This window comes from Inhella inkyongensis (genome assembly GCF_005952805.1).
GTDB lineage: Bacteria > Pseudomonadota > Gammaproteobacteria > Burkholderiales > Burkholderiaceae_C > Inhella > Inhella inkyongensis.
In genome coordinates this window covers 1,901,583-1,926,092 of record NZ_CP040709.1, presented here as the reverse complement: position 1 = coordinate 1,926,092, position 24,510 = coordinate 1,901,583, and the positions used below count along the sequence as shown (strand labels likewise).

Sequence of the window (24,510 nt, the reverse complement as noted above, 5' to 3'; positions counted from 1 at the left end):
AGGGCGGGATCAGAGTGCTTGCAGGGGCAGACCGGCGCGCGCCTGGGTGGCCAGATGCGCGAACTGACGCTCTATATCTCTCACGATGGCCGGAATGTCAAACAGCGCGCTGCTTCGACCCTGCTCTCGCAGGTAGCGCTTGTAGCTGGCCGCGCGCGCCGGGTTGCGGCCGATCTGCACCGCCAAGCGCTCGTAATCGGCCAAGTTTTCGGTGATCAGATCGGGCAGGCCAACCGCCGTGAGCAGGCTGCCGCACATCCGGCTGATGTAGGAGCGACCGGACAGCGTCAAGATGGGCGCGCCGGCCCACAGGCAGTCACTGGCCGTGGTGCCGGCGTTATAGGGAAAGGTGTCCAGCACCAGATCGGCGAGCGCAAAGCGCGCCAGATAGTCCGGCGGGGCCACGCGAGGCGCAAAGATCAATCGCTGCGCCTCGATACCCGCCGCGGCGGCAGCGGCCTTCAGATTGGCCTCGCTCCAGCGGTTGTCCGCCAGCAGCCACAGCACGGAGTTCGGCACCCGCTGCAGGATGCGCAGCCAGGCCCCGAACATCGCCTCGCTGACCTTGTGGTTGTTGTTGAAGCTGGCAAAAACAAAGGCGCCCTCGGGCAGCTGGTACTGGGCGCGCGTGGGCGGCGCGCCCATCTCACGCTGGCGGTCGCTCACCTGGTAACAGGTGGAGAGGTAGATGGGTTTTTCGCTGCAGTATTTGAGGTAATCCGGCTGCATCACATAGCGGTCAGCCAGGATCCAGTCCACCCCCGGCAGGGCCGAGGTGGCGGGCAGGCCCAGATACCCGACCTGAATCGGCGCCGGACGATGCACCAGGATGCCGGGGCGGGCGCCACTGGTCAGGCCCTGCAAATCCACCAACACATCCACGCCATCTTGCGCGATGCGCCGAGCGGCGGCCTCGTCGTCCAGCCCCTGAAGGGCCACCCGCCGGTCAAAGCCGGCCTTGATGCGCTCGCGCAGCGGCGTGCCGTCTTCGCGACTCCACTCATAGGCGATGACTTCGAAGCGCTGGCGGTCGTGCAGGCCGTAGAGCTCGGCCGTCAGCAAACCCACGGCGTGCATGCACAGGTCGCCGCTCAGGTAGCCGATGCGAAAGCGCCCCTCGCGCTGGGCCGGGCCGTGCTGGCGGTGATAAGGCTTGCCCTCGTACTTGCTGACCTTCTCAAAAACAAAGCGCTGGGAGGTCAGCAATTGCAGTGCGGGGTCATCGCTGGCGCTGAGCATCGCCAGCAAGGAGGTATAGGTCAGCAGCTGGTTCTCGGTGACCGCCCCCACCGGCTTGTAAACCGGCCACTCGCACTGCTTCTGGCGAATGTGCACATAGTGCTGAATCACATCGCCCTGAGTGGCCTTGAGCATGAGGCTGCGCGCCATCAAGGTCTCAGATTCGTCATAACGGCGCAGCTGCTCCAGCAGCCGCGCGCTGTTGTTCAAGGCGTGCAGCTGCAGGTCCAGGGCCTCGCCACCGATGCTGTCCAGGTGCTCGATCCCGTCATACACCCGCGCCCAGGTGGCCAGGGCTTCGTCGCTGCGGCCCAGATGCTCGTACTGGTGCGCCTGGTTCAGCAGGGCCTGAGCGAAATCGGGCTTGAGTGCAAGGGCCTGTTCGTAAGCTTGCAGCGCCTGCTCGGGGCGACGCAGGGCACCCAGCACGGTGCCCCAGTTGAATCCAGCCACCGCCCGGTGCAGCGGGGCATGGCCGGCAAAGCCCAGCCAGGCCTGGTACAGGGCTGCCGCGGCCTCCAATTGCCCTTGCGCCTGCCAGGCCTGCGCCCGCTGCATCAATTCGCCCAAATTCATCAAGCCGGAGCCAGCCGCCGTCAGGCTGGCCTGGGGCTCAGCGATGGCGGGGGCAGTTGCAGGCGTTGCAACTTTGGCAAGTGGAATCACAGAGGGCACGGCGCGTCCTGGGCAGAGTCCCGGTGCTCGGGATGTTAGGGGGGCTCTTCGGCCACCCACCGCAAAGATGGAGGGTCTAGTCCCGGCTGTTTCCGTCTTCAGCGTGCATTCTGCGCGGCGGCCTGGGCTTCTGGGAGTCTGTCGGGCCTAGGGCCAGTGCGCGCTCGCGTTGCGCCGCATGTTCCTGCGTATAAGCAGCCAGCGGCCCCAGGTGCACCTGCTCCTGCGCCCAGCGTGTGGCGCAGCCGAAGTACACCTCGCAGTCCCAGACCCGACCATCGCTTCCCCGCACCTGCAGCGGCGCCCGCCGGTACCACAGCGGCTCGTCCACCTGCTCCAGCTCATCCATGCGCGCCAAGCCTGCGGCGTCGACACGGTAAAGCTCACCCTGCACCCGCAGGCCCTGGCCCGGCAGCTCCAGCAGCCAAGGCAGATGCCGAGGGCCGATCACATAGAGGGGCAGTGGAACCAAGGTCTCAAACACCCCGGGGACTCGCTCGCCCTCATTCCAGTGCTGGTTGCGAAAGCCGGCCTTTAGGGTGCCGTAAGTGAAGATCAGCGCGCTCATGAGCAGATTGTGGGGCGACCCTGGGGCAGGCCCTGGGGTGTTGACCCCAGCCACGAGTCCACAATCCCGCCCCGCCATGAACGTGATCATCCTGGACGACTACCAAGACGCGGTGCGCAAGCTGCGCTGCGCCAGCCTGCTCGAGTTGGAAGGGGTGCAGGCCAAGGTGTTCACCAACACGGTCAAGGGCATCGGCCAGCTCTCGGTACGCCTGCGCGACGCCGAGGTGCTGGTGTTGATCCGAGAGCGCACTGCCTTTCCGCGCCAACTGCTGGAAAAGCTGCCCAAGCTCAAGCTCATCAGCCAGACCGGGCGGCTGGGCAGCCATATTGACGTCGAAGCCTGCACGCGTTTGGGCATCGCCGTCGCGGAAGGGGGTGGTTCGCCCTACGCACCGGCCGAACTGACCTGGGCCTTGATCCTGGCCGCCATGCGTCGGCTGCCGCAGTACATCGGCAACCTTAAACATGGTGCCTGGCAGCAGAGTGGGCTCAAGGCCGCATCCATGCCGCCCAATTTCGGGCTCGGGATGCTGCTGCGCGGCAAGACCTTGGGCATCTGGGGCTATGGCCGCATCGGCCAACTGGTGGCGGGCTACGGTCGCGCCTTTGGCATGCAGGTGCTGATTTGGGGCAGCGAAGCCACGCGACTGCGAGCCTTGGCCGACGGCCTGACCGTGGCCGAGAGCCAAGCCGACTTTTTCGCGGCCTGTGATGTGCTGTCGCTGCACTTGCGCCTGAGTGACCAGACCCGAGGCCTGGTCCGTGCTGAAGACCTGGCACTCATGAAGCCCACGGCGCTTTTCGTCAACACCTCGCGGGCCGAGTTGGTGGCGCCGGACGCCTTGGTGGCCGCCCTCAATCGGGGCCGACCCGGCATGGCCGCCGTGGATGTGTTCGAGAGCGAACCCATCCTGCAGGGACACCCCTTGCTGCGCCTGGAAAACGCGGTGTGCACCCCGCACATTGGCTATGTCGAGCAGGACAGCTACGAGGCGTATTTCAGCGCCGCATTCGAAAACGTTGCCGCGTTCGTGCGTGGCACCCCGAAGAACATCGTCAACCCCGAAGTGCTACGCCCGGCGCGCTGACTGCAGCCGGCACTCGCTCGGCGATTAATACGTTGCAAATGCGAATGGTTCGCATTACGATGCAATCCATGAGAGCTCCACCCCTTGCCCCATGAAACGCCGCGCCACGCTGGAGAACCTGTTGCTGGTGCTGTTGGTCCTGTGGCTTTGGCTGCACGTCCCGGTTGATGGTCGCTTGTACGACCGGGCTCTGTGGGGTGACGCCGCCACGGGTGCCGAGCAGAACCATCCCCAAAACCGTCCCTAAGCCGTCCCTGAACCGATTGAGCGGGGCCGCGAGAGCGGCCATTGGGGGTGACGCAGCGGCCACACAAAGGCTAGGGAGGGTCTGCAAAACCCCGTGCTGCCCGCGTTTGCGAGAGAACCGGCCGGATCGTAGGCGGCGCGCGAAGGTCGGACTCGCCGTCCGACAGCCGAGCGCGCCAACGACCGAGACGGCCGGCTATCTCGCAAACCCTTTCGGGCCAAAGACTTTTCGGGCGATGGCCGGCGTTGCAAGCCTTGCTCAGGCCGCCAGCCTGAGCGGCGGCTCGCGCCTTGGCCCTCATCCCGAAAAGTCTTGGCGCGGGCGCAGGGGGTTTTGCAGACCCTCCCTAGGCGTCACCCCATTTTTTCCCCCGCCAAAATGCTGGCATGGGTTCCCCTTCTCAGCACCAGCCGACACCGCGTTCCCCCTGGCAACTGGCCTGGGTCTGCAACCGCATGGCGCTGCAGGGCTTTGGCGGCATCGTGGCGGTGGCCCAGCACGAGGTGGTCGAGCGTGAGCGCTGGCTAAAGCCCTCCGAGTTCGTCGAACTGATGGGCAGCGCCCAGGTGCTGCCCGGGCCGAATGTGATCAACCTGATGCTGATGCTGGGCCAGCGCTACTTCGGCTGGCGCGGCGTGGTGGCCGTGCTGGGGGGGATGCTGCTGCTGCCGGGCCTGCTGGTCATTGCGCTGGCGGCCAGCGTGCAATCCAGCCTGCATCTGCCCTGGGTCCAGGGCGCCCTGCGCGGCATGGGCTTGGTGGCGGCGGGGCTGACCTTTGCTGCGGGTCTCAAGATGCTGAGCGCGGTGCGCCAAACCCCTCTGGGCGCCACGGCGCTTTGGGCCCTGAGCCTGCTGACCCTGGTCCTGAGCCTGCTGGCTCGCTGGCCGCTCTGGGGCGTGGTGTTGTGCGTCAGCTCCCTGGGGGTGACGCTGGCCTGGCGACGAGGGCAAAAGGCGCCATGACCGCGCTGAGCTTCTGGTCCCTGGCGGGGGACTTCGCCCTGCTTTCTCTGCTGTCCATTGGCGGTGTCAATGCCATCCTGGCCGACAGCCAACGCCTGCTGGTGCAGCGCCATGGCTTGCTGGATGAGGCCGGCTTTGCCCAGGCCGTGGCCCTGGGCCAGGCGGCGCCCGGCCCCAACATCCTGGTGGTGGCCGTGCTGGGCTGGATGGCCGCCGGGCCCCTGGGCCTGCTGGCCTGCCTGGGCGGCATCCTCTTGCCCTCCACCCTCTTGGTGTGGCGCTTTGCGCGCTGGGCCGAGGCCAACCGCCAGCACCCAGGCCTGCGCGCCTTTCAGGTGGGCAGCGCGCCGCTGGTGCTGGGCCTGACCCTGGCCGGCGCGGCGCTATTGGCCCAACCCTATGCCCACAGTGCACCGGCATGGGGCTGTATTGCCCTGGTGGCGCTGGGCAGTTTGCGCTGGGGCGGGCCGCCGCTGCTGTGGCTGGCCCTGGGCGGCCTAATTGGCGCGTTGTGTGGGGCGCTGGGCTGGATCTAAACGCAGCCGATGCTGCACCGCCCCCGGCAACAAAGGCCCAAATCGACCCGCCGCCCAATCAGCGTGATCGCTCAAATAAAAGGGCGACAGCGGATGGCCGCTTGGGCCGCCAGGCATGGCAAACAAGCCCTGCTCCTCGCGACCGGGGGCGACCACCAGGCGTTCACTGGCGCCAAAGTTCTTGGCCTGCGCACGCGGGCTCAAGCCATCGCCCACCATGGGCTGTGGCGGGGCGTCCAGGTGTCGGCCCAGCCAAGGCGGCAGTGCGCGCGACAGCGGATGCCGCACCTGGATGGAGTCGCTTTGGCCCCAATGGGCTTGCGCCAATTCACCATGGGCCTGGCGCAGGCGCAGAATTTCGGCGTCCACCTGGCTCAAGATCCAGGCACGCCAGCTGGAGGCCAGCGCCCAGGCTTCGGGCTGCTGCTCCAACAGCCGCAGCGCGGCCTCATCCCAGCGCGGGCTGGCGCGGGCCAGATTGAAGTCCGCCCCCAAGGCCTGACTGAACTGGGCCTGAAACTCGCGCAGCACCGCCTGCCGAAAGCCCTTGAGCAAGGTGTAGTCCACCGCCTCCGGGCGAGCCCTGGCGATGCTGTGATCTGAGCCCAAAAGGCGGCGGTACTCGCTACGCTGCGACTCCAGCGCTCCCTCACCCAAGGCCCGCAGCAACACCGCTCGCCAGCGCGCCAACACCGGCGCATGGTCATCCAGCGCGATGTCGGCCAGCGCGGCCTCGTCAGGCTGCTGGAACTTCTGGAGCCGCTGCTGGATGCGCCAGGCCCGGCCTGGTGCGCCATAGCCCCCATCGCCCAACGCCGCGAAGCCAGCCCCCCCTAGGTGTCGCTGGTTGGCACTCCAGATCACGCCGCCCTCGGGATCCCGCACGACGGGATGCGGCGCGCCTTGCAGTGGGCCAGCAGCCGTCCAAGCCAGATGGCCCTGGGCATCGACCACGACCTGGTTTTGCGTCGGCAGACCCAACTCGGGGGCCAGGCGCAGGGCCGCGTCCACGTTGGCCGCCTGCTCCAGCGCCAGCAAGCGCAGGTTCACTGCGCCCGGCGCGTGGGCCCGCCACGTTTGCGCCAGAACCTGGCCAGCAATGCGTCGCACCGGCCCCCAGGGGGAGACCTCCGCCTCCAGCACCTCCGCATCCCCATCGCTGCGACGCAATTCATGGCGCTGGCGGCGGATCTGCTGCTGCTCGGCCGCGCTCAGGACTTTCAATTCCTGCGTCTGCACATAGGCGTTCGTGAAGCCCCAGGCGATGCGGCCGGTGCTGCCCACCACCAGGGCCGGAGCACCGGGCAGCGTCAGTCCCACCGCGCGCCGCGCGCCGCTTTCATCCTGCCAATGCAGGGCCAGCCGGTACCAGATATTGGGCAGGCCGAGATTCAGGTGCATGTCATTGGCCACCATCGCGGGCTGACCCAGACGCGCCACGGCCCAGGCGTTGCTGCCGAACGTCTGCGGTTCAGCGCTTGCGGCGGCCTGTTTGAGCCCGCCCCGTCCCCACCAGGCCGGTGGCGGCGGCAGAGGCGCCGGTTCTGCATAGGCGGTGTCGCCATCCAAAGGCGCTTCCAGCCCCTGCAGGCCGGCAGCCCACCAGAAGCGTTGCTGCTCAGGGCTCAGCAGGCCTTCAGCCCGCAGGCGCTCGCGCAGCATCTCGAACTGGCCGTCCTGCAGATCCAGGTACATCGCATAGACGACCAGCAGGGTGTCAGCCGGCGTCCAGGCCTTGGGCTTTTGACGCAGCAGCCAGTACTCGAAGGGGCGTGCCGACAGGTCCTGCAAGCCGGCATTCACCCCTTGCACATAGCGCTCCAACAGCTCCCGCTCTGCGGCGCTCAGGCCCTTCAGGGCCTGCTCGGCACGGGCGCGGAAGTCGTGCAGACGACGCTCACGGTCCAAGGGCAAGGCCGCAGAGCCCACCAGCTCGGCCAACTCACCGGCGGCCGAGCGCCGCAGCAAGTCCATCTGGAAGTAGCGATCCTGCGCATGCACCCAGCCAGTGGCGTGGGCCAGGTCCAGGCGCGAAGAGCCGCGCAGCGTCACCGTGCCACGCGCGTCGCGTTCGACGTCCACGGGCGCCGCCACCGCGACGGCTCGCTCACCCTCCAGCGCAGGCAGGCTACCGCGCACCATCCCGGTGATCGCAGCGGCGAACAGGCCCAGCAGGAGCAACAGCGCCAGCGCGGCGCGGCGCACGCCCCTCAAACTCAGCAAGGCTTATTCCTTGGTACCGAAGATCTTGTCGCCGGCGTCACCCAGACCCGGGATGATGTAGCCCTGCTCGTTCAAATGGCTGTCGATGGCCGCCGTCCAGCAGCGCACATCGGGATGCGCCTTTTGCAGCGCCGCCACGCCCTCGGGCGCCGCCACCAGCACCAGGGCGCGAATGTCTTGGCACCCGCGCGCCTTGAGCAGATCGATGGTGGCGATCATCGAGCCGGCCGTGGCCAACATGGGGTCGATGATCAGCGCGGTGCGCTCATCCAGATTGCCGACAAAGCGGTCGAAGTAATTGACGGGCTTGAGCGTCTCGTGATCGCGCGCCAGGCCCACCACCGACACCTTGGCGTTGGGCAGGATGTCCAGCACGCCATCCAGCATGCCCAAGCCCGCGCGCAAGATGGGCACCACCGTGACCTTTTTGCCGGCGATCTGATCCACCTGCGTGGGGCCACTCCAGCACTCCAGGGTCACCTTTTCGGTCGGGAAGTCGGCCGTGGCCTCATAGGCCAGCAGTCGCGCCACTTCCTGGGTCAGTTCACGAAATTTCTTGGTGGAGATGTCGGCCTCGCGCAGCAGACCGACCTTGTGCTTGACCAGCGGGTGATTGACGGCGATGACAGGCATTTCAGTTCTCTCGTTGACGCAGGGATTCGTACAGGCAGATGCCGGCCGCGACCGACACATTCAGACTCTCGACCGCGCCGCGCATGGGAATGCTGACCAGCACATCGCAGGTCTTGGCGGTGAGCTGGCGCAGGCCGTGGCCTTCGGCGCCCAGCACCCAGGCCACGCCTTGCTTGGCGTCGCGCAAGGGCGCACATTGATAGAGCGAGGCCTCGGCCTGATCCGAGGTGCCCACGCAAAGGATCTCGCGCTCCTTCAATTCACCCAAGGTGCGCGCCAGATTGGTCACCATCAGGTAGGGCACCGATTCGGCTGCGCCGCTGGCCACTTTGGCCACCGTGGCATTCAAGCCCACCGCATGGTCGCGCGGGGCGATTACCGCATGCGCACCGGCCCCATCGGCCACACGCAGGCAAGCACCCAGGTTGTGCGGGTCGGTCACGCCGTCCAGCAGCAGCAGCAAGGGCTTCTCGCCGCGCGCGGCCACTTCGTCGAGCAAATCGTCGAGCGAGTGCTGCTGCTTCAGGGGTTCGACCTTGGCCACCACGCCCTGGTGGCGGTCGGTGCGTGCCAGACGGTCCAGTTGCAGGCCTTCGGACTCCACCACCTTGATGCCGGCCTCCACCGCACGGGCCAGCAGGCCCTTCATGCGCGCGTCGCGCCGGCTGGCATCCACCAGGATCATTTCGATGCTGGCGGGGGCAATCTTCAAACGGGTGGACAGCGCGTGAAAGCCGTACAGCACCTTGCGAGGGGCTTCAGTCATGGTCGGAGATGCTACGCGGCCGCAGCGAAATAGAGGTGGAGCAAGCCCAGCAGCAGCGGCTGGTGCAGCAGATAGAAGCTCAGGGGCCAACGCCCCAAGGCCCTGCATTGGAACAGGCCCGAACGGTGACCGAAGGGCACCGGCCCGGCCAGAAACCGGCGCGTGCGCTCGAATCGCGCCGCCACCAGGCCCAGGATTAGCGGCGCGGCCCAGGGCAACAGGGGCACGAAATCCTCGGTGACGGGCTTGTGCGTCACCAGGCCGAGCCAATAGGTCCAGCGACTGTCAAACCAGGGGTGCTGCACCACCATCGGTAGCGCCACGCACAGGCCTGCCAGCACCAACAACAGGGTTGAAGACAGGCGCGCCAACCCGAACCGCGCCAGCGGCAGCAGCAACGCAAAGGCATGCAGCACGCCAAAACTGATCCAACTGCGCGGGAACATCAGGGCCGAGCCCGCAGTGACCAGGAGCGCCGCCCCGGCGATCTGCGCCCAGCGGCGCCAAAAGCGCGGGCTGCTCACCAGGCCCTGGGTCAGGCCCGCCCAAAACAAAAAGCCCGAGAGGATGGCGGTGCGCTGCGTGGTCCAGAGCGGGTCGGTATAGAAGTTCGCCTCGATCAACCGGTAGTGCGCCAGGTCGAAGGCGAAGTGAAAGCCCGCCATCCACAGCATCCACAGTCCGCGCAAGGCGTCCAGGCGGTCGAGTCGCGGGGAATGGGGAGCACTCATCGGGGGCGGGATTGTGCCTGCTGCGATGATGGCGGCATGAGTCCGGCCCTGAATGAATCCCTGGGCGTGCGCCTGCGCGCCGTCACTCCCGACCAACCCATGCACTGGTTGCGGCGCGGCTGGCAGGATCTGCGCGCCTGTCCCCTGCCCGGGCTGCTGCATGGCGCTTTCATGGCGGCCTTCGGCCTGATCTTGCTGAGCCTGGCCGGCCAGCGCTTCTGGTTCCTGGCCGGCGCCTTCAGCGGCTTTCTGCTGGTGGCGCCGATTGCGGCGACCGGCCTCTATGCCGTCAGCCGCGAGTTGGCACGCGGCGCGCGACCGAATCTGGCCACCGCCCTGCGCATGTGGCGCCCCAACAAGCCGACGCTGATCGGCTTCGGACTGCTGCTGGCCCTGGCCGGCACGGGCTGGGTACTGACATCGGCGGCGCTGATTCGTGCCTTTGCCGGGGCGCCGGTCAACAGTCCGCTGGACTTCCTGCGCGTGGTGCTGCTGGCCCGCGAGGGCCATCTGTTCGAGGCCTGGATGTTCCTGGGCGCCGTGCTGGCCGCGCCGGTGTTTGCCAGTTCGGTGGTCTCCATCCCCCTGCTGCTGGACCGTCGCATCGGCCTGTGGGCCGCCGTACTGACCAGTTGGCGCGTGGTGCTGGCCGCCCCCGGCCTGATGAGCCTGTGGGCCGCCCTCCTGATGGGCATCACCCTCTTGGGCATGCTGCCCGCGCTGCTCGGCCTGATCGTCGTGGTGCCCCTGCTGGCCCATGCCAGCTGGCACGCCTACACCGATCTGGTGGATGCCAGCCCTCTGCCGGCGAGGTCGTGATGGGCGGGTTCACTGAGGAGCAAATCGCCCAATTCGGCCTGACCTTCGGGGTCGCGGCCTTCATGCTCTACATGGTTTTCATCATTGCCCAGCTGGCGCGCGAGTCCAAGGCCGGCAAGTTCGGCACCTTTGTGCTTTTCCTGGCCCTGGGCTTCGGCCTGCTGGGCTTTGCCATCAAGGGCGTGATCAAGTGGATCCTGGGCGGGGATTGAAAGTACCGAGCGGAACCCCAGATGCCCTTCTCTGCCGCCATTGAATAAAGATGAAGCTCAAGAAACTCACCATCACCACCCTGGCGCTGGGCCTGATGGGCAGCGCCGCCTGGTTTTGGGGCCCTGGCTTGGCGCTGGCCAAGCCGGAGGCCCAGCCCCGGGCCATCACCCCGCGCGGCGCGCTGGAGGCCGACGAGCTCAACCACATCAAGGTCTTCAAGACCGTCTCGCCCTCGGTGGTCCACATCACCACCACAGCGGTGCAGCGCGACTTTTTCTCCCGCCCGGTGGGCGAAGTGCCACGCGGCACGGGCTCGGGCTTCATCTGGGACGAGGGCGGCCACATCGTCACCAACTTCCATGTGATCCAAGGCGCCTCCCGGGCCAAGGTCACCCTGCACGATGGCAGCGAGTTTGACGCCGAGTTGGTGGGGCAGTTCGCCGACCGCGACTTGGCGGTGCTGCGCATCAAGGCCCCGCCCTCCAAGCTGCCGGCGATCTCGATTGGCAGCAGCCGCGAGTTGGTGGTGGGGCAAAAGGTCTATGCCATTGGCAACCCCTTTGGGCTGGACTTCACGCTGACCACGGGCATCGTTTCGGCCCTGAATCGCGAGATCGAGTCGGTCACCCGCCGCAGCATCCGCGGCGCCATCCAGACCGACGCCGCCATCAACCCCGGCAATTCGGGCGGCCCGCTGCTGGACTCGGCCGGGCGCCTGATCGGTGTCAACACCTCGATCTACAGCCCCAGCGGGGCCAGCGCCGGCATCGGCTTCGCGATTCCCGTAGATGAGGTCAACCGCATCGTGCCGCGTCTGATCCGCGACGGCCGCTTCGTGCGCCCGGCTCTGGGCATCAGCGCGCTCGACCCACGCTGGGCTCAGGCCCTGCGCCTGCCCAAGGGCGTGGCCCTGGCCGGTGTCGACCCCGACGGGCCGGCAGCACGCGCCGGGCTCAAGGCCTTCAGCCAGCGGCGTGATCGCAGCGTCGAACCCGGCGACGTCATCACCGCCGTGGGCGATGTGCCGGTGGCCGATCTGGACGACATGCTCAACGAGCTGGAAAAGCGCCAGGGCGGCGACCGCGTGCGCCTGAGCCTGTGGCGCGAAGGCCAGACACGGCAGGTGCAGGTGGTGGTCCGGGCCGGCGAATAAGCCCTCGGATAGGTCAAGCCCCGAGCTCAAAAGCGGGGCACGCGTGCTAGCGTGCCGCCATGCTCAGGGGCACGCGAGAACCACTCAAGCATTGGATCTTTCATTGGCCCAGCATGCTGGTGGCCTTGCTCTGTGTGGGCACGTTGGCCGCGCTGACCGAGTTGCGGCGCACCCAGCTGGGTGAACAAGAGCGACAACAGGTTCAAGCGCAGCTGAGCGAAGCGCGCGTCCGCTTGGACCGGCTGATCGCCGACACCTTCCACCTTTCTGCCGGCCTGGTGGTCTTGGCCCAGGTGGATGGCGAGGTCAGCGCTGAGCGTTTTGCGCGCTATTTCGACACCATGCACGGCGAGCGCCCGCAGTTGCGCAATGTGGTGGTGGCGCCAGGCGATGTGGTGCAACTGGTGCATCCGCTCAGCGGCAATGAACGGGTGCTGGGCCTGGACTACCGCAAGGTGCCCGTCCAATGGGCTCAACTGGAGCGCACTCGCGAGCTGGGCCAACCGCTGATCTTTGGCCCGGTGAAGTTGGTGCAGGGCGGCCAAGGCGTGATTCAGCGCAATCCGGTCTTCGTGATCGACCAGGGTTCGCGTCGCTATTGGGGCTCGGTGTCCCTGGTCGCCGATCTTGAGCGCTTCCTGACGGAGTCCCGGCTGCCCACCCACAGCCTGGACCTGCAGCTGCATACGCTGGGGACCGATGGCCGCCCAGCGGAGCGCTTGTTCGGCCCCGAGACCCTGCAGGCCCGGGCGGTCGCGCTCACAGTCCAACTGCCCGGCGCACGCTGGTTGCTGCAGGGGCAACCGCGCGGCGGCTGGACCCCGGCACCGCTGTGGCTGGACCCGGCCACCCTCGGCACGGCCCTGGGTTGCCTGCTCGTAACCGGCCTGAGCTTTGCCCTGGGGCAGCGCCGCCGCCTGCTGCAACTGCGCAACGACGAGTTGGCGCACGAGGTCTCCCAACGCCGCCAGGCCCATGCCGAAGCCGAGGATGCCCGCGGCCGCCTGCAGGGGCTGCTCGATCTGAGTTCCGACTGGCTGTGGGAGCAGGACGCCGAGCTGCGGCTGAGCTACCTCTCGATGGGCAGCGGCAGCCTGACCCAGGAACTCACCCCTTTGATCGGCAAGCGCCGCTGGGAGACCCAAAACCTGCTGCCGGGCGCCGCCTGGGACCAGCACCGGGCCACCCTGGCGCGCCGCGAGCCCTTCCGCGACTTCGAGTACGCCTTCCGCAACGCCCAGGGAGAGGCCATCTACGTCAGCGTCTCGGGCTCCCCGGTGTTTGATGAGCAAGGGCGCTTCAAAGGCTATCGCGGCACCGGCCGGGACATCAGCGCCGTCCGCCGAACCGAGCAAGCCCTGCGCCACTCGGGTGACGAGTTGGCCCAAGCGCACGCCCATGTGCGCGAAGCGGTTCAACGCCTGCAGGCCGTGCTGGATTCGGCGGTGGAGGTCGGCATCATCACCGTCGATCTGGAGGGGCGGGTCGATCTCTTCAGTCGCGGCGCGGAGCGGCTGCTGGGTTGCACCGCGGCCGAAGCCAAAGGCGTATTGGCGCGCACCTTTCATTTGCAAGGCGAAGTGGAGGCGGAGGCCCAGCGCCTGGCCGAGCGCCTGGGCCGGCCCACCACACGCAGCGAGACCTTTCAGCGCCAGGCCGAGGGACTGGATGGCGGGCACCACCGCGTCTGGACCTATGTGCGGCGGGACAACGGGCAACAGCTGCGGGTCTCGCACACCTTTACCGAACTGCGCGACACCCAAGGGCGCCATGTCGGCTATCTGGCGGTGGTGCTGGACATGAGCGCGCAATTGCGCGCTCAGGAGGCGACGGCGGCGCTGAAAAACCAGCTACAGACCGTGCTGGACTCGGCCGAGGACATCGGCATCGTGGCGATGAGCTTGGGCGGACAGATCGAGCTCTTCAATCGCGGTGCGGAGCGCCTGTTCGGCTACCGCGCCCACGAGGTGCTGGGGCGCGACGCCTTGATGCTGCACGACCCGGACGAATTGCGCCGCCAGGCCGAACTCAAGAGTCAGGAGCTCGGACGCAAAGTGGGCCGCCACGAGATGTTCCGGCTGACCCTGGGACCCGACGGACGCGGCCCCTTGAGCCACTGGATTTATGTGCGCAAGGGGGGCGAACGCCTGGACGGTGCGCTGCGATTCAACGAGATGCGCGACCGCGAAGGCCAAGCCATCGGCTATTTGGCGATCTGTATGGACGTCAGTGACCAGGTGCGTGCGCGGCGCGAACTGGAGGGGCTCAACGCCCAGCTGGAAGCCCGGGTAGCGGGCCGCACCGCGGAGCTGCAAAACGCCCTCACCACCCTGCAACAGGCCCAGGACGAATTGCTGCGCTCCGAAAAAATGGCGGCCCTGGGCTCACTCGTGGCCGGGGTGGCGCACGAGCTCAACACCCCGATTGGCAACTGCCTGACGGCCGCCTCCACACTGGAGGAACGCACCCAGGAGACGCAGCGCCTGTTCGAACAGAACGCGCTCAAGCGCTCCGCGCTGGAGTCCTATCTGCGCGAGGCCGGCATGGGCACGCAGTTGCTGCTGCGCGGCCTGCGCAGCGCGGTGGATCTGGTCACACACTTCAAGCAGGTGTCGGTTGACCAGACCAGCGAACAGCGGCGCCGCTTCAGCCTGGCCGGCGTGGCCGAGGACGTGATCTCGGTGCTGCGACCGCAGCTGAAGAACTCGCGGGTGCGACTGGATCTGGATCTGCAACTGGCCCAAGAGATCGACGGCTACCCCGGCGCCTTCGGCCAGTTGCTGACCAATCTGATCCTGAACGCCAATGTGCATGCCTTTGAAGGCGTAAGCGAACCCTGCCTGACCCTGCAGAGCCGCGAATTGGAGCCCGGCTGGTTTGAACTGACCGTGCGCGACAACGGCACCGGCATGTCCGACGAGGTGCGGCGCCGCGCCTTTGACCCCTTCTTCACCACCAAGATGGGCCAGGGCGGCACTGGCCTGGGCCTGAACATCGTCTACAACATCGCCACCGGCGTGCTGGGCGGCCATGTCGAGCTGCGCAGCAGCCCCGGCGAGGGCACGGCCTTTGTGTTCCGCCTGCCTTATGAGGCGCCGCAGCAGCGCGAGGTCGCTGGCGCGATGCGCGCCAGCTGATCAGATCAACGGCACCAAACGCGGGCGTTGCGGAACATGCGCAGCCAGGGTGAGGCAGCGTCCAGGGCCAGGTCGCCACGCCAGCTCATCTGCGCCGCACGGAACACACGCTCCGGGTGGGGCATCAGCGCCGTGAAGCGGCCGTCCAGAGTGGTCACTGCGGTGAGGCCGCCCGCGCTGCCGTTGGGGTTGAGCGGATACACCTCGGTGGGCTGGCCCGCGCCATCCACATAGCGCATGGCCTTGGCCACCCGGGCTGCATCGCCCTGGAAGCCGAAGTCCGCCCTGCCCTCGCCGTGGGCCACGGCGATGGGCAGGCGGCTGCCGGCCATGCCGCTGAAGAAGATCGAAGGCGAATCCAGCACTTCGACCATTGCGAGGCGGGCCTCGAACTGCTCGGAGGCATTGCGCACGAACTTCGGCCAGGCTTCGGCGCCCGGAATCATGGCGGCCAAGGCGGCCAGCATCTGGCAGCCATTGCACACACCCAGCGCGAAGGTGTCGGGGCGGGCAAAGAAGGCCTCGAACTGCGCCTTCAGCTCGGCGTTGAAGAGGATGGAACGCGCCCAGCCCTCGCCGGCGCCCAGGGTGTCGCCATAGCTGAAGCCGCCGCAGGCGACGAAACCGCGGAAGTCCTTCAGGTGGTGGCGGCCGGCCTGCAGATCGCTCATGTGCACGTCCACCGCCTCGAAGCCGGCCGCCGCCATCGCGTAGGCCATCTCCAGATGCGAGTTCACGCCCTGCTCGCGCAGGATGGCCACACGCGGTTTGACGGCCTGCGCATAGGGCGCGGCCACGTCCACGGACGGATCGAAGCTCAAAGCCAGGTGCAGACCCGGCGCCGCAGCGTCGGTCGCCACCGCGAACTCGGATGAGGCGCAGGCCGGGTTGTCGCGCGCCGTGGCGATCTCGCGGCTCACGGCCTCCCATTCCTGCAGGGCCTCGGTCAGCGGCAGCTGGAACAGGCACTGGGCATCGCGCCAGACGCTGATCTGTCCGTCGCGGCTGGGCTTGCCCACCACATGGCTATGGGCCGAGAGGCCGTGCTGGCGCAGCAAGGCCATCACGGTGTCACGGTCGGCCGCGCGCACCTGGATCAGGGCGCCGATTTCTTCGTTGAACAGCGCACGCAGGGTCTGCTCGTGGCGCAGGCCGCTCACCTGCTTGGCCCAGTTCTTGGCGTCGCCCGTCTCGGCGCGGCTGTCGTCCACCCCGGTGCCGGCGGTGACCAGCATGTCCACATTCAACGAAAGGCCCAGGCGACCGGCGAAGGCCATTTCGCAGGCCGCGGCCCACAGGCCGCCGTCGCTCTTGTCGTGATAGGCCTGCACCAGGCCCTGCGCACGCGCCGCATTGATGGCATCCACCAGGGCCACCAGCAGCTGCGGCTGGTCCAGATCCGGAACCGCGCCGCCGAACTGCTGGGCGGTCTGCGCCAGGATAGAGCCGCCCATGCGGCCCTGACCCCGACCGAGATCGATGGCGATGAGCACCGAGTCGGCCTCATTCACCAGCTGGGGGGTGAGCGTGCCCGCCACCGTGGGCAGGCTGGCAAAGGCGGTGACGATCAACGAGACCGGAGCGGTGACCTGGTGCCCGTCCCCGCCTTCGTTCCATTTGGTGCGCATCGACAAGGAATCCTTGCCCACCGGAATGCCCACGCCCAGCGCCGGGCAAAGTTCCATGCCCACGGCCTTGACCGTGTCGTAGAGCGCGGCGTCTTCGCCGGCCTCGCCGCAGGCGGCCATCCAGTTGGCACTGAGCTTGACGCGCTTCAGATCAATCGGCGCGGCCAACAGATTGGTGATGGCCTCCGCCACCGCCATGCGGCCCGAGGCCGGGGCGTCCACCGCCGCCAGCGGGCTGCGCTCGCCCATGGCCATGGCTTCGCCGCCCAAGCCGTCGTAGTCGGCCAGGGTCACGGCGCAATCAGCCACCGGCACCTGCCAGGGGCCCACCATCTGGTCGCGGTGGGTCAGGCCGCCCACCGAGCGGTCGCCGATGGTGATCAGGAAACGCTTGCTGGCTACCGTGGGGTGGCGCAGCACGGCGCGGGCGGCCGCCTCCAGCTCGATGCCATCGGCCTCGAAGCGGCCGGCCTCGCGGCTCACGCGCGTCACGTCGCGGGTCATCTTGGGCGGCTTGCCCAAGAGCACATCCATCGGCATGTCGATGGGAGTCGCCTCGGGGTGCTCGGCGTCCGTCAAGCTGAGCTGCTTCTCATCCGTCACGCGGCCCACCACCGCGAAGGGGCAGCGCTCGCGCTCGGCAAAACTCTGGAACAGGGCCAGGGACTCCGGCGCGATGGCCAGCACATAACGCTCCTGGCTCTCGTTGCACCAGATTTCCTTCGGCGCGAGGCCGCTCTCTTCCAGCGGCACGGCGCGCAGATCAAAGCGGGCGCCCTTGCCGGCGTCGTTCACCAACTCGGGGAAGGCGTTCGAGATGCCGCCCGCGCCCACATCGTGAATGGCCAGGATGGGGTTGGCCTCTGCGAGCTGCCAGCAGCGGTTGATGACCTCCTGCGCGCGGCGCTGAATCTCGGGGTTGCCGCGCTGCACCGAGTCAAAGTCCAGTTCGGCACTGTTGACGCCGGCCGCCATCGAACTGGCCGCGCCGCCACCCATGCCGATGCGCATGCCCGGGCCCCCGAGCTGGATCAGCAGGGTGCCGGCCGGGAACTCGATCTTCTTGGTCAAGTCGCTGCGAATGGCACCTAATCCGCCGGCGATCATGATGGGCTTGTGATAGCCGCGCTGCACGCCGGCCACGGCCTGCTCGTAGGCACGGAAGTAGCCGAGCAGATTGGGACGGCCGAACTCGTTGTTGAAGGCCGCACCGCCGATCGGGCCCTCGATCATGATCTGCAACGGACTGGCGATGTGAGCCGGCTTGCTTTCCGGCGTCTCCCAGGCCTCGGTCAGGTTCGGCAGGCGCAGATGGCTGACCGTGAAGCCGGTCAGACCGGCCTTGGGCCGTGCGCCGCGCCCGGTGGCGCCTTCGTCGCGAATCTCGCCACCCGCCCCGGTGGCCGCACCCGAGAAGGGCGAGATGGCGGTCGGGTGGTTGTGGGTCTCCACCTTCATCAGCACCTGGGCCTGCTCAGGCCGCTTGGCATAGCGGCCATCAGCGCCGGGCAGCCAGCGCTGGATGGCGCTGCCCTCCATCACCGCCGCGTTGTCGGCATAGGCGATCACCGTGCCCTGGGGGTTGAGCTTCTCGGTGTTGCGGATCATGCCGAACATGGAGAGCGGCTGCGCCTGCCCATCGATCACGAATTGGGCATTGAAGATCTTGTGCCGGCAATGCTCGCTATTGGCCTGGGCGAACATCATCAGCTCGACGTCGCTGGGGTTGCGGCCCAGTTTCTGGAAGGCGTCCAGCAGGTATTCGATCTCGTCGCTCGAGAGCGCCAGGCCCCAATCGCGATTGGCGGCTTCCAGGGCCGCCCGGCCCTGCCCCAGCACGTCCACGCGCTCCAGCGGCGCGGCCTCTTTCTCATCGAACAGGTGGCGGGCGTCGTCCAGGCTCTTGAGGACCGACTCGGTCATGCGGTCGTGCAGCAAGGCCGCGCAGGCCAGCCACTCGGCCTCGCTCAGCGGCTTGGCGGCGCCCAAGAGTGGCTTGTCCAGCAGCAGTTGGTAGACGGTGACGCGCTCCACGCGAGCGATGGGCAGCCCGCAGTTGTGCGCAATGTCCGTGGCCTTCGAGGCCCAGGGGCTGACGGTCCCCAGGCGCGGCGTCACCACCACCACGGCGGCCGTGCCCTTGGGCTGGGCCTGCGCGTCGGGCCCATAGCGCAGCAGCGCGCCCAACTGGTTCAGCTGCTCGCTGCTGAGAGCATGGCTGCTGCCCACCCAGTGGTGGAAGTGCGCCTGCACCCCCTGGATGCGCGGCACCGCCGCTTGCAGTTGGGCCAACAGCGACTGGGTGCGGAACGCCGACAGGGCATTGCCGCCCTCAAAACCGTGCAGATGCTCGAAAGAGGACATGGGATGCGCGTGTGAAACGACCCGGCCACACGGGGTGTGGTCGGGTCGCTATAGAGGGGATGCGGCATTCTACGGGTTGCCCCCTAACCTGACGCCTTTCACAGAGTCGAAATGGAATCGCCACAGCTTGGGCGATGATGGCGTATGACCTCTAGTGTTTATCCCCTCCTTCTGACCGCCCTGGTCGCCCTGGCCTCAGCTGCATCCTCTTGTGAGGCAAAAGAGCCGAGCTACCCCCCCGGCTTCACGCAAGCCGGTATCCAGGGGTATCTTCAGTCGTATGTTCCAGCCAACACTCATAAGGCCTTCGCAGTGAGCGCAGATGGGAAGTCTTTCGAAGCAAGCCAAGGCAGGCCGAGCGTAGGCGAAGCTGTTCGGGCAGCCTCTAGCCGCTGCCTCAGCGTCCATCGAACCCTTTGCAGGATTTGGTTGGTCGACGGTCAAAACGTGTGGGACCACTATGCGCGATCTAGGCGCACAGGCGCGGACGCACTAAAATCCTTGGCTCCTCCGCTGGAAGCCCACTTTGCCAATGAAGAAATTGACCATGGCTTAAAGGTCGAACCCAAGCTTCGAAACGGCACCAATATTCACGCACCAACCCCCACCAACGCGCCCAATGGCGCCAAGACAATCAACACCAAAGACTTGGTATTGATGTACCGCAACCGTGGGAATAAGCCTCTAGTATTAGATGTTTTGCAAAACGCAGCGCTCAGCCGTCAAACACTGCCTGAAGCTGTGTGGCTATCTGGTGCGGGGTGGGAAGCGGAGAGTGTCAATCCCGAAATTGAGCGCAATCTCATTGCGGCAATGAAACAATTGGCCCCTTCCAAGGACAAACCCGTCGTCACATACTGCCTCAACCATGATTGCTGGCTGTCATGGAATGCGGCCATGCGACTGGCAAAAATTGGCTACAAGAATGTGTTCTGGTATCGGGGTGGAATTCAGTCTTGGCGTGCAGCGGGACTGCCAGTCATTGAGACGCCACTTGGAGCACATCTCTACTGACGCGCAATGTGATACGTAAGATCCGCAAAACTGACCTACCCTCTCGCTGCAGTATCAGCCTGGGCGAGGGAAGTCCGTCCCATCTGGAGAATGCCGGACAGGAGAACGAGCAAGTACAGCGAGCAGCAGATCATTGGTTTCTTGAACCGCGCCACGGCCGGTGAGCCGGTTTCCGAGCTCTCTCGCAAGGAAGGCTTCAGTCAAGCCACCTTTTACAAGTGGTGCGCGAAATGCGGCGGCCTTCAGGTCAGCGAGGCCGTGCACCTGCTCGAGGGCGAAAACGCCAAGCTCAAAAAGCTGGTGGCTGCGGCCATGCTGGACAGCAGTGCGCTCAAGGGAGTCTTCGGCGTAAAGCGCTAGCCCAGCAGGTGCGCAGGGATGCGGCGCGTCGCATGGTGCAAGAACACCAACTGAACGAACGCCGTGCCTGCCGTCTTGTGGGGCTAAGCCGAGACGCCTTTCGCCACCCGCCTGAGGTGAGCCCGGGAAACCAGATACTGACCGAGCAGATCAAGACCGTCGCATTGGAGCGGTGACGCTTTGGCTACCGGCGCGTACATGACGTGCTGCGCGCCGGCTTTCCTGGCGTTAACCACAAGCGCGTTTACCGCCTCTTCAAGGCGGCCGACCTGACGGTTCGCAAGCGCAAGTAGGCCAAGCGCCCGTTGGGCCAGCGCACACCGTTGATCGCCGTCAACAAGATCAACGCCGTCTGGTGCATGGACTTCGTCTCCGACAGCCTGTGCAAGGCACGGGGCATCAATTGCCTGGCCGTCGCGGGCGACTTCAGCCACGAGTGCGTGCAGACGGCCGTGGACTTTGGCATTGGCGGCCCGTACGTGACCAGGCTCTTGGACGAAGCGGTCCAGTTCCGCGGCTATCCCACGGCGGTCCGCACCGACAACGGACCGGAGTTCACCAATCACGCTTTTTTGGATTGGTGCGAGAGCCACAAGATCCAGCACATCCTGATCCAACCAGAGCGCCCCATGCAGAACGGGTACATCGAGAGCTTCAACGGCAAGTTCCGGGACGAGTGCCTGAACGAGCACTGGTTTGAGACCCTGCCTCAGGCCCGCGAGATGATCCGGGCCTGGGTCCAGGACTACAACGAAGTGCGGCCCCACTCGAGTATTGGCCGCATGCCGCGAAGGCGCTTCGCGCGCCCGCATCGCCAGCAAGCTGGCAAAGCAGGCTCACATCAAAACCCAACTCCCAACGAAGTTACCCTGCAACCCCGGACTCTCTCTGAATAACCGGTATTGCAAGAGGGGGTAGGTCAATTCTTCATCTTCGCCACCGTGTCTTCCACCTGGGCCACCACGGCGCTCAGATCGAAGCGGGTCAACTGGCGGGCCTTGAGCACCTGCTCGCCCTGCACCCACACATCGCTCACGTGCTCGCGCGCGGCCACATAGACCAATTGGGCGTCGGCGTGATAGACGGGGCGGCACTCGGGGGCTGAGAGGTCCACCGCGATCACATCGGCCAGCTTGCCCACTTCCAGCGAACCCAGGTCGCGCTCGCGGCCCAGGGCCTTGGCGCCGCCCAGGGTCGCCATCTCCAGCGCACGGCGGGCATTCAACACTGTGGGCTGGCCGGTCGAGCCCTTGGCCAACAGGGCAGCCTGGCGGATCTCTTCGAACATGTCTTGGCGGTTGTTGCTGGCCGCGCCATCGGTACCCAGGGCCACATTGACCCCCGCCTTATCCAGGTCGGCCACGCGGGCGATGCCGCTGGCCAGCTTCAGGTTGGAGCTGGCGTTGTGGGCAATGTGCACCCGGTTCTTGGCCAGCATCCCGATCTCGTCGTCGGTCAGATGCACCATGTGCACGGCGATCATGCGTTCGTTCATCAAACCCAGTTTTTCCAGGCGCTCCAGCGGCCGCACGCCGAACTGTTTGAGGCCTCCGTCCACCTCGTCCTGGGTCTCGTGGATGTGGCAGTGGATGCGCATATCGTGCTGCTCGGCCATGTCGCGCAGCTTCACAAAGGTCTCGTCGCTGACCGTGTAGGGCGCATGCGGGCTGCTGGTGAACTGCAGCAGCTTTTCGCCCTTGAACTTCTGGTAGGCGGCCAGGCCCTTGGCGATGTAGTCGTCCGGCCCGCTGGCGTAGCCGGTGGGGAAGTCGATCACATTGATGGACACGGCCGCACGAATACCGGCCTGGAGCGCCGCTTCGGCCATGGCTTCGGGGAAGAAGTACATGTCGTTGAGCGTCGTCACCCCACCGCGCAGGGCCTCGGCGGCGCTGAAGAGCGAACCCAAGCGCGTCCATTCGTGGCTGACCCAGCGCTTTTCCAGCGGCCAGATGTGGTTGTTCAGCCAGTCCATCAGCCCCAGGTCATCGGCCACGCCGCGCAGCAGGCTCATGGCGCTGTGGGTGTGGCTGTTGATCAGGCCCGGCATCAGTACGTGCTCGGCCAGTTCGATGCGTTCGGCCTGCGGATGTGCGCTAAGCAGGTCGGCGCGGGCGCCCACGGCGGCGATGCGCTCGCCCTCGATCAACAGGGCCTGGCCCTCGAGCACGCCCTCACCGGGCTTCATGGACAGCAGCCAACGCGGCAGCAACAGGGTGGTCTTCATGGCGGTCTCCTTGTTCTTAGTAGGTGGTCCAGGCGCGCAGGCAAAGCTGGCTCAAGAGTTCATCGTCGGCGTCAATCGCCACCTCATGGTGGGGCAGCGCATCCCATTGCGGATCGCCTTGGCCCAAGCGTTGCCAGTCTTGCACGGTTTGGCCATGGGCCAAGCCGCCTTGCACCACACGGATGGGCCCGCGCCGCCAGTGAAAGGCCTGCGGCGCCAGCAAAGCGGCCACGGCGGTGGCGTCGTGCGCCACCAGGGCGGCACGACCATCCCGGGTGGCGTAATAGCCGGCATAGGGCTGCAAGGCCTGCCACAACAAGCGCGCGGCCGGCCCGGCTTGTCGCAGCGGCTCCAGGGCTTCGAGCGGCATGGCGACGCGCTGGGTCGCATCCAGGCCAATGACCCGCAGCGCCGGCCAATGGCAGGCAAAGACCTCGGACGCCGCCAGAGCGTCGTTGTAGATGTTGGCCTCGGCGCATACGGTGACATTGCCGCTGAAGCCATGCAGGCCGAAGGCCGCGCCCATCACCGTGAAGCTGGCCAGGCGCTGCGGCAACTCGGGGTCGGCACGCAGGGCCAGGGCCACATTGGTCAGCGGCCCCACCGCCACCAGATGCAGCGCGCCGGCATGGATGCGACTGGCTTGCAGCAGGGCCTCGACCCCACTCTCAGCCTGCGCAGCACAGGCGGCGGGCGGCAACAGGGCAGCACAACCGCCGAGGCCATCGTTGCCATGCACTTCGGTGGCATAGCGGGGCCGGCCCTGCAGCGGCGCCTCTGCGCCCGCATGAACAGGCAGGTCTGGGTGCCCCAGCAAGGTCAGCAGCCGCAGGGCATTGGCCGTGGTGGTTTCGACGCTGACATTGCCAAACACCGTGGACAGGCCCAGCAACTCGAACTCCGGCCGCGCAAGGATCAGGGCCAGCGCCAGGGCGTCGTCGACCCCAGGGTCGGTGTCAAACCAAAGCTTCATGCGTGCTGCTCCATCCAGGCATCCAACTCAGCGCGGCGCGGCATGGCGTCCTGCACGCCGGGATGACTCACGGCCCAGGCCGCCGCGGCCTGCGAAAACTGCAGCGCCACCTCCAGGGACTGACCTTCGCTCAGCGCGGTGACCAAGGCCCCGACCAAGGTATCGCCGGCTCCCACGGTGTCCACCGCCTGAACCTTGCGGGCGGATACGCGCAATTGCTGCTGGCCATCCACCCAGACCGCCCCTTCGGATCCCAGGGTCAGGAGCACCGCCAGCGGCCCCAGGGCCCGCAACGCCCGTGCCGCCTGGATCGGATCCGCCAGCGGTGCCCGCAAAAAGGCTTCGGCCTCGGTTTCATTCACAACCAGCACATCCACTCGGGGTAGCAGGGCCCTGCCCTCCTCGCGGAACGGTGCGGCATTGAGCAGGCTGCGCACTCCGCTCTGACGCGCCCGCTCCAGTGCGCGCTCGATCACGGGCAGCGGCAGCTCTTGCTGCAGCACCAGCCACTGAACGCCGTCCAGCTCCAGGGCATCCACCTGTTCCACGCTGACCCGGCCATTGGAGCCCGCCACGGTGACGATCTGGTTCTCGCCATCCTCGGCGCCCACCACAATCAGCGCCACACCCGGAGTCTCATCGGCCGGTTGCAGCACGGCCGAGACGTCGACGCCTTCGGCCCGCAGGCTCGCCACCATGGCCGCGCCGTTCTCTTGCTGGCCAATGCGGGCCGCCAGGGCCACCGCCGCGCCCAGGCGCGCCGCCGCCACCGCCTGATTGGCGCCCTTGCCCCCCAGACAGCTGCCAAAGCGCTGCCCGCGCAAGGTCTCACCCGGTTGCGGCAGGCGCGGTGCATGGACGATGAGATCGCGATTGACGCTCCCCAGCACAAGAATTGCAGGCTTCATAGGGCGCGAATTGTGCGTGCAGCCTGCGGCGATTTGCGCCA

The 24,510-nt window shown here is 66.8% G+C and carries 19 protein-coding genes and 1 pseudogene; 10 read left to right on the top strand and 10 right to left on the bottom strand.

Annotation, left to right across the window (positions count from 1 at the left end; all coding sequences use genetic code 11):
* Positions 1-9 precede the first annotated feature (9 nt).
* The gene (locus FF090_RS09295; protein ID WP_138856456.1) at positions 10-1,815 is read right to left on the bottom strand and encodes an O-linked N-acetylglucosamine transferase, SPINDLY family protein; all 1,806 of its coding nucleotides are present in this window, start codon (positions 1,813-1,815) and stop codon (positions 10-12) included.
* 175 nt (positions 1,816-1,990) lie between these two features.
* Positions 1,991-2,482: a gamma-glutamylcyclotransferase family protein gene (locus FF090_RS09290; RefSeq protein ID WP_175423595.1), complete on the bottom strand. Its 492-nt coding sequence runs from the start codon at positions 2,480-2,482 to the stop codon at positions 1,991-1,993.
* 76 nt (positions 2,483-2,558) lie between these two features.
* Here FF090_RS09290 and FF090_RS09285 point away from each other — a divergent pair, with 76 nt between their 5' ends.
* The 4 genes from FF090_RS09285 to FF090_RS09275 all read left to right on the top strand — a co-directional run bounded on the left by FF090_RS09285 (position 2,559) and on the right by FF090_RS09275 (position 5,320).
* Positions 2,559-3,572 carry a D-2-hydroxyacid dehydrogenase family protein gene (locus FF090_RS09285; protein ID WP_138856454.1) on the top strand — a complete coding sequence of 338 codons (1,014 nt, stop codon included), beginning with the start codon at positions 2,559-2,561 and terminating at the stop codon, positions 3,570-3,572.
* Positions 3,573-3,663: 91 nt separating this feature from the next.
* Positions 3,664-3,819, top strand: a complete 156-nt coding sequence (locus FF090_RS19170) for a hypothetical protein (protein WP_175423594.1) — start codon at positions 3,664-3,666, stop codon at positions 3,817-3,819.
* Between the two features lie 386 nt (positions 3,820-4,205).
* The gene (locus FF090_RS09280) at positions 4,206-4,784 is read left to right on the top strand and encodes a chromate transporter (RefSeq protein WP_138856453.1); all 579 of its coding nucleotides are present in this window, start codon (positions 4,206-4,208) and stop codon (positions 4,782-4,784) included.
* Positions 4,781-5,320, top strand: coding sequence for a chromate transporter (locus FF090_RS09275; protein ID WP_138856452.1), 540 nt, complete (start codon positions 4,781-4,783; stop codon positions 5,318-5,320). The genes FF090_RS09280 and FF090_RS09275 overlap by 4 nt, the downstream gene beginning before the upstream one ends.
* Here FF090_RS09275 and FF090_RS09270 read toward each other — a convergent pair.
* The 4 genes from FF090_RS09270 to FF090_RS09255 are packed head-to-tail and all read right to left on the bottom strand — an operon-like array spanning position 5,282 to position 9,673.
* Positions 5,282-7,543, bottom strand: coding sequence for a penicillin acylase family protein (locus FF090_RS09270; protein ID WP_138856451.1), 2,262 nt, complete (start codon positions 7,541-7,543; stop codon positions 5,282-5,284). The genes FF090_RS09275 and FF090_RS09270 overlap by 39 nt on opposite strands.
* Positions 7,544-7,546: 3 nt before the next feature.
* Entirely contained in the window at positions 7,547-8,176 is a 630-nt protein-coding gene (gene upp, locus FF090_RS09265; RefSeq protein ID WP_138856450.1) for a uracil phosphoribosyltransferase, read from the bottom strand.
* Position 8,177: 1 nt separating this feature from the next.
* The gene (gene rlmB / locus FF090_RS09260) at positions 8,178-8,942 is read right to left on the bottom strand and encodes a 23S rRNA (guanosine(2251)-2'-O)-methyltransferase RlmB (protein WP_138856449.1); all 765 of its coding nucleotides are present in this window, start codon (positions 8,940-8,942) and stop codon (positions 8,178-8,180) included.
* Positions 8,943-8,953: 11 nt separating this feature from the next.
* Complete coding sequence (locus tag FF090_RS09255; RefSeq protein ID WP_138856448.1) at positions 8,954-9,673, bottom strand: acetyltransferase domain-containing protein; 720 nt, start codon at positions 9,671-9,673, stop codon at positions 8,954-8,956.
* Positions 9,674-9,709: 36 nt separating this feature from the next.
* On the opposite strand from FF090_RS09255, the gene FF090_RS09250 reads away from it, so the two are divergent.
* The 4 genes from FF090_RS09250 to FF090_RS09235 are packed head-to-tail and all read left to right on the top strand — an operon-like array spanning position 9,710 to position 14,995.
* Positions 9,710-10,492, top strand: a complete 783-nt coding sequence (locus FF090_RS09250; protein ID WP_138856447.1) for a DUF2189 domain-containing protein — start codon at positions 9,710-9,712, stop codon at positions 10,490-10,492.
* The gene (locus FF090_RS09245) at positions 10,492-10,704 is read left to right on the top strand and encodes a DUF2788 domain-containing protein (protein WP_138856446.1); all 213 of its coding nucleotides are present in this window, start codon (positions 10,492-10,494) and stop codon (positions 10,702-10,704) included. Before FF090_RS09250 ends, FF090_RS09245 begins: the two co-directional genes overlap by 1 nt.
* 50 nt (positions 10,705-10,754) lie before the next feature.
* Positions 10,755-11,858, top strand: a complete 1,104-nt coding sequence (locus FF090_RS09240) for a S1C family serine protease (RefSeq protein WP_138856445.1) — start codon at positions 10,755-10,757, stop codon at positions 11,856-11,858.
* Between the two features lie 59 nt (positions 11,859-11,917).
* Complete coding sequence (locus FF090_RS09235; RefSeq protein WP_138856444.1) at positions 11,918-14,995, top strand: PAS domain S-box protein; 3,078 nt, start codon at positions 11,918-11,920, stop codon at positions 14,993-14,995.
* 5 nt (positions 14,996-15,000) lie between these two features.
* Here the strand turns inward: FF090_RS09235 and purL are convergent, their stop codons facing one another.
* Entirely contained in the window at positions 15,001-18,987 is a 3,987-nt protein-coding gene (gene purL, locus FF090_RS09230) for a phosphoribosylformylglycinamidine synthase (RefSeq protein WP_138856443.1), read from the bottom strand.
* A gap of 501 nt (positions 18,988-19,488) precedes the next feature.
* On the opposite strand from purL, the gene FF090_RS19165 reads away from it, so the two are divergent.
* Together FF090_RS19165 and FF090_RS09220 are read left to right on the top strand one after the other, a co-directional pair.
* Positions 19,489-20,001, top strand: coding sequence for a rhodanese-like domain-containing protein (locus tag FF090_RS19165; protein ID WP_175423593.1), 513 nt, complete (start codon positions 19,489-19,491; stop codon positions 19,999-20,001).
* 90 nt (positions 20,002-20,091) lie between these two features.
* Positions 20,092-21,257, top strand: a pseudogene (locus FF090_RS09220) (IS3 family transposase).
* 23 nt (positions 21,258-21,280) lie between these two features.
* Here the strand turns inward: FF090_RS09220 and FF090_RS09215 are convergent.
* The 3 genes from FF090_RS09215 to FF090_RS09205 are packed head-to-tail and all read right to left on the bottom strand — an operon-like array spanning position 21,281 to position 24,469.
* Positions 21,281-22,588, bottom strand: coding sequence for a TRZ/ATZ family hydrolase (locus tag FF090_RS09215; protein WP_138856441.1), 1,308 nt, complete (start codon positions 22,586-22,588; stop codon positions 21,281-21,283).
* 16 nt (positions 22,589-22,604) lie between these two features.
* Entirely contained in the window at positions 22,605-23,561 is a 957-nt protein-coding gene (locus FF090_RS09210) for a nucleoside hydrolase (protein ID WP_138856440.1), read from the bottom strand.
* A complete protein-coding gene (locus FF090_RS09205) occupies positions 23,558-24,469 on the bottom strand; it encodes a ribokinase (protein ID WP_175423592.1) in 912 nt (303 codons plus the stop codon). Before FF090_RS09205 ends, FF090_RS09210 begins: the two co-directional genes overlap by 4 nt.
* Positions 24,470-24,510 lie beyond the last annotated feature (41 nt).

Bases quoted from the DNA above. Each gene is read 5' to 3' on its own strand.
- FF090_RS09295 (WP_138856456.1), bottom strand. From the start codon at position 1,815: ATGAATTTGGGCGAATTGATGCAGCGGGCGCAGGCCTGGCAGGCGCAA.
- FF090_RS09290 (WP_175423595.1), bottom strand. From the start codon at position 2,482: ATGAGCGCGCTGATCTTCACTTACGGCACCCTAAAGGCCGGCTTTCGC.
- FF090_RS09285 (WP_138856454.1), top strand. From the start codon at position 2,559: ATGAACGTGATCATCCTGGACGACTACCAAGACGCGGTGCGCAAGCTG.
- FF090_RS19170 (WP_175423594.1), top strand. From the start codon at position 3,664: ATGAAACGCCGCGCCACGCTGGAGAACCTGTTGCTGGTGCTGTTGGTC.
- FF090_RS09280 (WP_138856453.1), top strand. From the start codon at position 4,206: ATGGGTTCCCCTTCTCAGCACCAGCCGACACCGCGTTCCCCCTGGCAA.
- FF090_RS09275 (WP_138856452.1), top strand. From the start codon at position 4,781: ATGACCGCGCTGAGCTTCTGGTCCCTGGCGGGGGACTTCGCCCTGCTT.
- upp (WP_138856450.1), bottom strand. From the start codon at position 8,176: ATGCCTGTCATCGCCGTCAATCACCCGCTGGTCAAGCACAAGGTCGGT.
- rlmB (WP_138856449.1), bottom strand. From the start codon at position 8,942: ATGACTGAAGCCCCTCGCAAGGTGCTGTACGGCTTTCACGCGCTGTCC.
- FF090_RS09255 (WP_138856448.1), bottom strand. From the start codon at position 9,673: ATGAGTGCTCCCCATTCCCCGCGACTCGACCGCCTGGACGCCTTGCGC.
- FF090_RS09250 (WP_138856447.1), top strand. From the start codon at position 9,710: ATGAGTCCGGCCCTGAATGAATCCCTGGGCGTGCGCCTGCGCGCCGTC.
- FF090_RS09245 (WP_138856446.1), top strand. From the start codon at position 10,492: ATGGGCGGGTTCACTGAGGAGCAAATCGCCCAATTCGGCCTGACCTTC.
- FF090_RS09240 (WP_138856445.1), top strand. From the start codon at position 10,755: ATGAAGCTCAAGAAACTCACCATCACCACCCTGGCGCTGGGCCTGATG.
- FF090_RS09235 (WP_138856444.1), top strand. From the start codon at position 11,918: ATGCTCAGGGGCACGCGAGAACCACTCAAGCATTGGATCTTTCATTGG.
- purL (WP_138856443.1), bottom strand. From the start codon at position 18,987: ATGTCCTCTTTCGAGCATCTGCACGGTTTTGAGGGCGGCAATGCCCTG.
- FF090_RS09215 (WP_138856441.1), bottom strand. From the start codon at position 22,588: ATGAAGACCACCCTGTTGCTGCCGCGTTGGCTGCTGTCCATGAAGCCC.
- FF090_RS09210 (WP_138856440.1), bottom strand. From the start codon at position 23,561: ATGAAGCTTTGGTTTGACACCGACCCTGGGGTCGACGACGCCCTGGCG.
- FF090_RS09205 (WP_175423592.1), bottom strand. From the start codon at position 24,469: ATGAAGCCTGCAATTCTTGTGCTGGGGAGCGTCAATCGCGATCTCATC.